The 3,893-nt window shown below is 29.1% G+C and carries 3 protein-coding genes; all 3 read left to right on the top strand.

The genetic code is table 11. The features are described from left to right. Positions 1-257: D-alanyl-D-alanine carboxypeptidase (locus U9R42_13665; GenBank protein ID MEA3497069.1), on the top strand; the 257-nt coding region annotated here is incomplete at its 5' end. A 176-nt stretch (positions 258-433) separates the two neighbouring features. Continuing rightward, a complete protein-coding gene (locus tag U9R42_13660; GenBank protein MEA3497068.1) occupies positions 434-2,623 on the top strand; it encodes a DPP IV N-terminal domain-containing protein in 2,190 nt (729 codons plus the stop codon). A 115-nt stretch (positions 2,624-2,738) separates the two neighbouring features. After that, positions 2,739-3,653, top strand: a complete 915-nt coding sequence (locus U9R42_13655) for a T9SS type A sorting domain-containing protein (GenBank protein ID MEA3497067.1) — start codon at positions 2,739-2,741, stop codon at positions 3,651-3,653. Positions 3,654-3,893: the final 240 nt, after the last annotated feature.

Raw genomic sequence — 3,893 nt, 5'->3', positions numbered from 1 at the left:
ATGATTTTTATCGTTCTTTACCCGAGTCGGGTAATAGCGGAACGCTTAAGTCTTTTTGTAAAAATACTTCTGCTCACGGAAAAATTAAAGCCAAAAGTGGCTCAATGTCAGGAGTGAAAAGTTATGCAGGATATATTACAACTAATTCGCAAAATCAATTTGCATTTAGCATTATTATTAATAATTATGATTGCCCCTCTTATGTAATAAAAAAGAAAATTGAAAAATTAGTGATAGCCGTTGTTGAAGAAATGTAGCTTTTTTTTTAAATGAATTACAAATTCGCTTAAGCAATATTTCAAATAACCAAAACTTGTCCGTATGGATCAACAAATACACAAATCAATAAGACTTGTCTGTATGGATAATCGAATAAACATTTTTATTTACCTTTGCAAACAAAACTAAATAAACCATTATCATGCAAAAAACAATGAAATCATTATTATTAATTCTTGTAATTTCTCTTTTTTCACAAAACATATTTTCACAAGAACAGCAAACAATTAAAGTAGAAAGAAAAAAACTAATCACAGTTGAAGATGTTTGGTTAAAATATACTTTTTATCCCAAATCAATAAAAGGATTACGTTCATTAAATGATGGAATTAATTTTACTCGCCTTGAAAAAGGTAACATTGTAAAATATAGTTATAAAACAGGAGAAAAAGTTGAAACAATAGTTGAAGCTAAAGATTTGAAAATGAATAAAGATTCTGAGCCAATCAGAATGAGTAGTTATCAATTTAGTAATGATGAACAAAAAATTCTTATTTTTACAAATAAAGAACCTATTTACAGGCATTCTTTTAGAGCAAAAAATTACATTTGGGATATAAATAAAAAAGAACTTATTTCTGTTTCTGATGAAAAGCAACAACTTGCTTCCTTTAATCCTGCAGCTACAAAATTATCTTATATGAGAAATAATAATATTTTTATATTTGATATTAAAACACAAAAAGAAAAACAAATAACTGATGATGGGGCAAAAAATATTATTATAAATGGAGCACCGGACTGGGTTTATGAAGAAGAATTTAGCTTTGCCAGAGGATTATATTGGTCGCCAGACGGAGAAAAAATTGCTTTCTATAAATTTGATGAAAACAATGTTAAGCAATGGACAATGAAATTTTATGGAGACCTTTATCCTGAACTATACAAATTTAAGTATCCCAAAGCAGGAGAGGATAATTCAATTGTAAGCATTCATGTTTATGACCTTAAATCCAATACAACAAAAACAATGGATGTGGGCAAGGAAACAGACCAATATATTCCAAGAATAAAATGGACACACAATTCTGATGAACTTTGCATAACAAGACTTAACAGATTGCAAAACAAATTAGAACTTTTGATAGCTGATGTAAATTCAGGAAAATCAAAAGTTATTTTTACTGAAGAAAACAAATATTACATTGAAATAACAGACAATTTAACCTTTTTGGATGATAATAGTTTTATATGGACAAGTGAGAAAGACGGATATAACCATATTTATCTTTACGATATGAAAGGGAAACTTGTAAAGCAACTTACAAAAGGAAATTGGGATGTTAGCAGTTTGAAAGGTGTAAATGAAGAAAAAAAGATTGTTTATTATATTTCATCAGAAAGTTCTCCAACCCAAAGAGACCTTTATTCCATTAATTTAAAAGGAAAAAAGAAAAAGAAACTTTCAAGCAAATCAGGAATAAATGATGCACATTTTAGTAAAACATTTGCATTCTATATCAACTATCATTCGGATGCAAACACTCCTAATTACATAAGCTTACATAATTACAAAGGACAAGAGATAAGAGTGTTGGAAGACAATTCAAAACTCAAAGAAAAAATGGCAGACTATAGAGTAAGTAAGAAAGAGTTTTTTACTTTTAAAACATCAGAAGGAGTGGAGCTTAATGCTTGGATGATGAAACCATATAATTTTTCACCTGACAGGGAGTATCCTGTATTTTTTACAATTTATGCAGGACCAAACAGTAATACTGTAAATGATGCTTGGGATTATAATAGCCTTTGGCATCAGATTATTGCCCAAAAAGGATACATTGTAGTTTCTGTTGATCCCCGAGGAACAGGAAATCGAGGAGAAGAATTTAGAAAAGTTACTTACCAACAATTGGGAAAATATGAAACAATTGATATGATTGAAGCCGCTAAATATTTAGGCTCATTGGATTATGTTGACAAGGACAGAATTGGGGTTCAAGGTTGGAGCTATGGCGGATATATGTCATCACTTTGTTTGTTTAAAGGTGCAGATTATTTTAAAATGGCTATTGCAGTTGCTCCTGTTACAAATTGGAGATATTACGATAACATTTACACCGAAAGATACATGAGAACACCACAGGAAAATCCTGATGGATATGACGATAATTCACCAATTAATTTTGTAGAAAAATTAGAAGGAAATTATTTATTAATTCATGGAGGAGGAGATGACAATGTTCATTTACAAAATACAATGATGCTTGCAAAAGCCTTGAATGATGAAGGAAAACAATTTGACATGCATATATATCCTAACAAAAATCATGGAATTTATGGCGGTAAAACCAGATATCAACTTTTTACAAAAATGACTAATTTTATTTTAGAGAATCTTTAAAGTTAAATGATATGAAAAACGCTTCAATACTTTTTAATATATGGGGCTTCTAAATAATTCCTTTTTTTATTATCTTTGCTAATAGATTTAAGATATATTCAAAATTTATTAGGATATGAAAAAATTAATGACATTAGTATTTCTTGTGTTTTCAGTTTTTGTTTATTCGCAGAATTACAGGTATTACAATATTGATTTTGAAGATACAAGTCAGTTTTTTAGACTAAAAATTGATACAATTTCAAACCCAAATAACGTTTGGCAAATTGGAGAACCACAAAAATCTATATTCACATCAGCCAATTCAGTACCCAATGCAATAGTGACAGATACTGTAAACTCATATCCAGTAAATGATACCTCAATATTTATTATTAAGCATGTCTCAAGTTGGTTAGGAGGTTTTCAAATGCCACATACCGTAATATTAGATGGGAAATATCAAATAAATAGTGATACCATAAATGATTTTGGCATTCTTGAATTTTCTCCTGATAATGGAAATACTTGGGTTAATTTATTGACAGATACAACGTATCAAAATCAAAAGTGCTATAAGTGGCAGGGTGCAAAACCAACTTTAACAGGTAATTCATCTGGTTGGACTAATTTTACCGTTTGGGTTGCTGGATTTGGTCCAGTTTTCAACATTCAACCAGGTGATACTGTCCAATATAGATTTACCTTCGTTTCGGATAGTATTCAAACAAATAAGGATGGATTAATATTTGATAATTTGTTATTTGTTGATTTTTCTGAAGGAATCAATGAAACACAAAACCAATTTGATACAAAAATGTATCCAAATCCAACATCAGGAATTATTGAAATTCAATTTTTGAATGAAAAAAATGAAACATTTGAATTTACCTTGTTTGACTGTAATGGAAGAATTATCCTGATAAAGAGAACAACTAATAAAAGTTCGCTTGAACTTGATTTAAGCAATTATAATTCTGGTATATATATCTATAAATTATTAAATCAAAGAAATAGGACAATGTCATTTGGAAAGATATTGAAACAATAAATAAACGGTGTGGTAAATTGAAAGTTTAGTGTTTCAAAATGCCCAACTTATCATATTGCCACCGTCAGACTGTCTAAAAAAATCAACAATTTGTAGATAAAGATAATTTGCCACCAAAGGAATAATTTCTATTTTTATACTATGAAATTTATACAAGGGAAAGACAGAAGACAGTCATATATTTTTCAACATCACTGGAAGAAGCAATTAAAAAAAATGCAACCTAAAAAAGCAAATTAC

Source organism: Bacteroidota bacterium (assembly GCA_034723125.1).
Classification (GTDB): Bacteria; Bacteroidota; Bacteroidia; order CAILMK01; family JAAYUY01; genus JAYEOP01.
Note: the sequence above shows the minus strand (reverse complement) of the source record. Positions and strands in the feature narration are given on the sequence as shown.